The following is a 3,897-nucleotide window of genomic DNA, read 5'->3' on the forward strand; positions in this document are numbered from 1 at the left end:
CACCACGCCCCAGGACTCGACTCCCTCCAACCGCTCACGCTTCGGAGTCCTCACCGTGTGGCTGTGCACCGCTGCAGGCCTGGGCTGTCCCGCCGCCCAGGTGAGGCCGGAGCCAGAGGACTGCCCCGCCGAGGCCCGGCACAACATGTTCGAGGTGCTGAAGCTCAATGAGGGCATGGAGCTCCAGGCCATCGTCGACATCCACCAGCCTGGGGGCCCGTGGGAGGATGGCACCTACCGCGACGGCCCCATCGTCGGCCGCGTGGTGCAGCGCGACTGGTCCCCACCAGAATTGCCTGGTGGCACGCTCTTGTACGGGAGGCTCTGGACAGGCCCTGGGATTCAGAACCGGAATGGGGAGGAGGCCGTGCTGGGGCGCTACACCGAGGCGCTGCTGCCGGACGGCCGCAGGCTGCCGGTGTGCATCGTCCTGGGCGGGCCGGAGGGGCGCTGGCACAAGCTACCCGGCTCCGAGCCCGGGGCCGTTCGACTAGAGCTGGAGTTACCGGTGGCAGCCGTCTGGCGCTGGCCGTGAGTTGTTACACACCCTCAGCAGGCCAAGACCGTCCATGAGTTGGGTCTTACGGAATGAGTCTTGGATGATTGCGGCGCAGCCGTTCTGTTGGTGCATTTGATCGACCTCCAGGCATGGGGGTCATCACCAACCCAAAAGCAAGAACATCCAGGAGCCTGTCGGCGAATCGGCCAGAGGTCCTGCTCGAGCACTACACCCGCTTCATCCAGCCCAACGGCTTCAAGGCCCAGGTGGTGGCCGTCAACCGCGACACCGCCATCACCTACAAGGACACGCTCGACACGCTCAACGCCCCCGAGTCCGCGCTCCTCTTCACCGCCGGCCACAACGAGGGCGCGCGCTACCAGAAGCACGCCACCACCAGACAGCAACAGGCGCGCCTCATCGAGCGGTTCCTCGACCCCAGGGACCCGCTCCGCCTGCTGGTGGTCTGCGACATGCTGCTCACGGGCTTCGATGCCCCCATCGAGCAGGTCATGTACCTGGACAAGCCCCTGCGCGAGCACAACCTCCTGCAGGCCATCGCCCGCGTCAATCGCAAGGCGGACGGGAAGAAGTACGGGCTCGTCGTGGACTACTGGGGCGTGTCCGGGGCGCTCCACGAGGCGCTCGCCATCTTCTCGCCCTCGGACGTGAAGGGCGCCCTGCAACCGAAGCTGGACGAGCTGCCCCGCCTCCAGACCCGCCACCAGGCCGCGATGCGCCTCTTCCAGAAGGTGAAGGACCCGGATGACCTCGAGGCGTGTGTCGCCCTCCTGGAGCCCGAGGACGTCCGCGCCACGTTCGACCTGGCCTTCCGGGCGTTCTCCGAGTCGCTCGACATGCTCCTGCCCGACCCGCGGGCGCTGCCCTACGTGGATGACCTGCGCTGGCTCGGGAAGATTCGCGCCGCCGCCCGGGCCCGCTTCCGCGACAGGAGCCTGGACCTCGCCGACTGCGGCGCGAAGGTGCGCCAGCTCATCGAGGAGTCCGTCATCGCCGAGGGCATCCAGATCCTCGTGAAGGAAGTCTCCCTCTTCGGCAGGGAGCTCGAGGAGAAGCTCGAGGCGCTGAAGACCCCCGAGGCGAGGGCCAGCGAGATGGAGCACGCCCTCCGGCATGAAATCCACGTCAGGCTGGAGGAGAACCCGGCCTTCTACACGTCCCTGCGCGAGCGGCTGGAGCAGCTCATCGCGGACCGGAAGCTCCAGCGCATCGACGACGCACGGCAGCTGGAGCTCCTCCAGGGCTTGCGTGCCGAGGCGCGCGACGAGCAGGGTGCCGCCCAGAAGGCCGGCCTGAGCGACTTCGCGTTCGCCATCTACGGCGTGTTGGAGGAGGGCCCCCTTCCCCAGGCCGGGGAGCCGGACATCGTCTACGACGAGTCCCGGAAGGCGCTGGCGTCCATCATCCAGGAGGCCATCGACCCGAGCACCGACATCATCGACTGGGCCACCAAGGAGGACGTGCAGCGGGAGATGCGCCAGAGCATCAAGAAGCGGCTCCGGGCCGCCCGGTTCGGAGAGCCCGCGAAGGTGGAGGCGGCGACGGCGAGAATCATGGACCTCGCGCGGGCCCGGAGGAAGCGGTGAGCGGAGGGGAGGAGCGCTCGGAGGTGCAATGGGGGACCACACGGATTGCCTACGGCATCCGCAGGAGCACCCGGCGCCGGACCGTGGCCCTGAGCGTCACGCCGCCGGGGCAGATCATCCTCACCGCGCCCCGGGACACCCCGGTCGAGCGGCTCGATGCGGTGGTGCAGGCCAAGGCGAAGTGGATCACCTCCCGCCTGCGCCTCGTGCGGCCCGCCGAGCCGAGACCGGGCCCCCGGGAGTTCGTCGGGGGAGAGACCTTCCTCTACCTGGGGAGGCAGTACCGGCTGGAGGTCCGCCGTGGGGGTGCGGCCCCGGAGGTCCGGCTCGAGCGCGGCCGGCTGCGCGTGGGAGTCCCCGGAGCCCTCAGCGGGGAGGCGCGGGCGGGAGCAGTCCGGGAAGCGCTCTCCGCGTGGTACCGGGCGCACGCCCGGGAACGGCTGACCGAGCGGGTGATGGGGTGGGCACAGCGGGCCGGTGTGCCCGAGCCCCGGGTGCTCGTCCGCGAGCAGGAGAAGCGCTGGGGGAGCTGCGGTGCCGGGGTGGTGCGCTTCAACTGGCGCATCATCCAGGCGCCGATGCGGTTGGTGGACTACGTGGTGGCCCACGAAATCATCCACCTCACCCATGACGACCATGGGCGGGAGTTCTGGGCGGCGCTGGGGCGGTTGCTTCCGGATTACGAAGCGAGACGGGAGCGGCTCCGCATGGAGGGGCCGCGGCTCGTCTGGTGAACCTCACTGCCTGGCGAGGATGCGCCCTTCTCCATCAACGGCGTACTCCGCGCCCCCATCCGTGATGATGGCGCCAGGAGCACACCGCGACAGGTCCGGGGTGAAGCGCACGAAGAAGATGTTGTTGTCGTTGGGCTGCCAGATCGACACATGGAACGTTTCCCGAAGGGAGAGACACCGAGCCACGAGGTCGTCCCCCTTCCGCGGCGCCGTTCCGGGTGGCAGGAAATCATTCAGGGCTGCTTCGAGCGCCACCACCGAAGGACCCTCGAGGTGGAAGCCCTTCTCATATGAATCTGGAAACCGCACCCTGGCGGCCACTTCCGGAGGTGCCCATTCCGGCTTCTTGTAGAAGCCATACCTGAGAAGTGAGCAACCCGTCAGGGTCATCAAACAACAGGGGACCACGAAGAAGGTCCATTTCATGGATGTCCCCCTCCAACAGCTCGTTTTCCACTCAAGGCAGCCAATCCCGCCCCTCCAGCATCTCAATGTCTCCAGCATGAGTTGGCGATCCCAGATCCGGCCGGTGCTCGGGTCAACGAACCGCACGGGCAGCCAGTGCGCTCGGGTACTCATGTCCTTCTTCGAGAACTGGCGACCATGCGGATGGGTATGAGCGCCCCCAAGGATGACAACATCCCTACGCCTGATGGCCCGAGCGCCAGTGTAACAATCTCCGCTCAGCAGGTCACCTCCTCGTCCGCGCATGGCGCTCCATGCGCTCGCGCCAGTCCCTCCTCGACTCCTCTCTCACCCAGCTCTACCGCTCCGCAGAGCGCCACCGCTCCTGAGCCACCACCTCACGGATAGCCATTGGCTCAACCCCCTTGGGTTCCCCGGTGGTCCGCGGACGTGATGGCTTGACGCGGCCGTCCACGTTTCCATGTAGTCCTGAACAACGGCCGCCTGTTCGAGGCCCGCAGGAGACGGGACGCCCTCTCCAGCAGCCTCACCAGTGGGGACTCCCGGTACACAGCACTGCACGCGATGCGGGGGCAGCTACCGCCGCCCTACCAGCGGGCCTTCGACGAAGTGCGGCAGGCCCTGCTACAGC

At 67.7% G+C, this 3,897-nt stretch carries 3 protein-coding genes and 1 pseudogene; 3 read left to right on the plus strand and 1 reads right to left on the minus strand.

Going from position 1 to position 3,897, the window contains the following annotated elements; translation table 11 throughout:
* From AC16DP_RS51245 to AC16DP_RS51255, 3 genes and pseudogenes are all read left to right on the plus strand, one after another.
* A pseudogene (locus AC16DP_RS51245) lies at positions 1-535 on the plus strand (serine/threonine protein kinase); the annotation flags it as partial.
* A 113-nt stretch (positions 536-648) separates the two neighbouring features.
* On the plus strand, positions 649-2,106 hold the full coding sequence (locus AC16DP_RS51250) for a type I restriction enzyme endonuclease domain-containing protein (protein WP_329725423.1): 1,458 nt from the start codon (positions 649-651) through the stop codon (positions 2,104-2,106).
* 23 nt (positions 2,107-2,129) lie between these two features.
* A complete protein-coding gene (locus AC16DP_RS51255; RefSeq protein WP_329725422.1) occupies positions 2,130-2,840 on the plus strand; it encodes a M48 family metallopeptidase in 711 nt (236 codons plus the stop codon).
* A gap of 3 nt (positions 2,841-2,843) precedes the next feature.
* Here the strand turns inward: AC16DP_RS51255 and AC16DP_RS51260 are convergent, their stop codons facing one another.
* Positions 2,844-2,990 (minus strand): hypothetical protein, encoded by a 147-nt coding sequence (locus tag AC16DP_RS51260; RefSeq protein WP_329725421.1) that lies wholly within the window; start codon positions 2,988-2,990, stop codon positions 2,844-2,846.
* Positions 2,991-3,897: the final 907 nt, after the last annotated feature.

The sequence above is a fragment of the Archangium sp. genome (assembly GCF_057119385.1).